Annotated in this window: 2 protein-coding genes; one reads left to right on the top strand and one right to left on the bottom strand. The window is 70.7% G+C overall.

Annotated elements, in window-relative coordinates; translation table 11 throughout:
* A partial coding sequence (locus tag ACWF94_RS39265; protein WP_453499888.1) for a class I SAM-dependent methyltransferase occupies positions 1-466 on the bottom strand: 466 nt, incomplete at its 3' end.
* Between the two features lie 663 nt (positions 467-1,129).
* On the opposite strand from ACWF94_RS39265, the gene ACWF94_RS39260 reads away from it, so the two are divergent.
* Complete coding sequence (locus tag ACWF94_RS39260) at positions 1,130-1,795, top strand: hypothetical protein (protein WP_453499886.1); 666 nt, start codon at positions 1,130-1,132, stop codon at positions 1,793-1,795.
* The last annotated feature ends 15 nt before the right edge of the window (positions 1,796-1,810 follow it).

Below are 1,810 nucleotides of genomic sequence, written 5' to 3'. Positions count from 1 at the left end.
CGAACAGCCCGCCGGGGCGCAGGACCCGGTGGATCTGGGCGAACAGCGCCGGGCGCTCACCGGGCAGAAAGTGGCCGAACGCGCCGAAGCTCGTCACCAGATCGAACTCCGGGCCGAACGGCAGCGCACGGGCGTCCGCACGGACCCAGGAGGTCGGCGGACCGGCTCCCGGCAGGGCCGCGCGGGCCTCGGCGAGCATCCCCGCGCTGAAGTCGACGCCCGTGACGCGCTCCTCGCACAGCCGCCGCAGCACCCCCGCCCCCGCGCCGGTGCCACAGCACACATCGAGCCCCGAACGGAAGGGGCCGAGCGGCCGTACGGCCCGCACCACCGGGTCGAGCAGCCGGTCAGGGGTCCGGAACGGGGTCTCGTCGAACTTGGGAGCCAGCAGGTCGTAGCCGTGCTCGACAGACGACAGCGCCTGCACGGCCAGCTCGCGGAAGGTGGGGCCCGAGGAGGAGAACATCGCCTTCACACTACTGCTCCGCCCGCCCCGGCCGTCGAACACCGTCACCCGGCCGTACGCCGGCCGATCACGGTCGTGGCCCGTCCGGCCCGGCCACCACCCCTCGGATCCGCGGATTCCGTGTGCCGTGGGCCCGTCGAGTTCTCGCCAGGTGCGAGATGAGGAATCGGTAAACGATAAGCAAATGCGAACACGAGGTCGAGTACTGGCTATAGCGTTCTCCCCCATGACTCCGAGAGAGGTCCCTCACCTCAGCCCCGGTCGTCGCGCGCTGCGCCCGGACACTCTTGGTCCGGCCGCCTGTCCGGCCAGGGCGCTCCCCGCGACGGCTCCGGAGCCGGGCCCGGACTCCCCGCGATGCCGGCTGGTGCCCACCGTCGGCTGATCGTCCCGACGCTCCTGGCGACGATGCCAGGGCCTCCTTCCGACCACCATCCGGAACGACCCTCCTTGGTGCTCCGCATGATTGCCCCTGACAGTGAGACGACTCAACTCCGTATGGACGTGGGTGTGTTCGACACGATATTTCGTTGGATCGACGGTGGTGTCGGCGCCGGTTCCCCCGCGCCGCGAAGCGTTGGCGCCGACGCTCCGTCCGGCCGTATGGTTCGGTGGCACTGAATGTTCGGTCAGCAATATGCAGCGTTGACAGCAGGGACAGAGATGACCAACGAGCCGGCGGTTCCGCCCCAGCTGGGCAGGCCCGAGCGGATGTGGCAGCGTGCCGTTGTTCTCGTACTGATCGCCGTCACCAGAACCGCGAGGCCCGTGTTCCGCCTGGGTGACCGCGAGCTGACCTGCTCCCACTCCAACGGCGGCTGGACACTGGCCCTGATGCCCGATGGCAAAGCCGTCTTCTACGGGCAGGACGTCGACTGCAGCGACACCACCTACTACGGGGACAAGCCGGTCGACCTGCTGGTGAACGCGCCGGGCTGGCTGCCGTACGACCGGCTCCGTGAGCTGAACGACGGCTACGAGCTGGGCTATCTGTACTGGTGGCAGGACGGGCGGTGGGCGCGCGCCCCCTACCCCGCCTATGTCGAGGACGACGGTCTGGTCGCCTCCTGCGACGGCTACGCCGGGATCTTCGACGACGGGTCACTCGCGGACAGCTTCGCCGACGCGGGCTACCGCAACCGGAAGGCCGCGGAGCGGTTCGTGGCCCGTGTCGAGGCGGGGACGGTGAACGAGTCGGCGGTGAAGGAGCTGATGGACTCGGCGTCCGGGGCGGCCCCGCTGCCGAGGGAGTCTCGGGTGCCGATGGCGCTGGAGTGGGCGGCGCGGCTGGGGGTGGCGGAGCGGGTGCCGGCGGCGCGGATGCGGTAGCGGGCGGCGCCCGCG

The sequence above is a fragment of the Streptomyces sp. NPDC055078 genome, assembly GCF_053607985.1.
Note: the sequence above shows the minus strand (reverse complement) of the source record. Positions and strands in the feature narration are given on the sequence as shown.

What these genes read in the sequence shown, in the direction of transcription:
- ACWF94_RS39260 (WP_453499886.1), top strand. Translation starts at nt 1,130, where the DNA reads ATGACCAACGAGCCGGCGGTTCCGCCCCAGCTGGGCAGGCCCGAGCGG.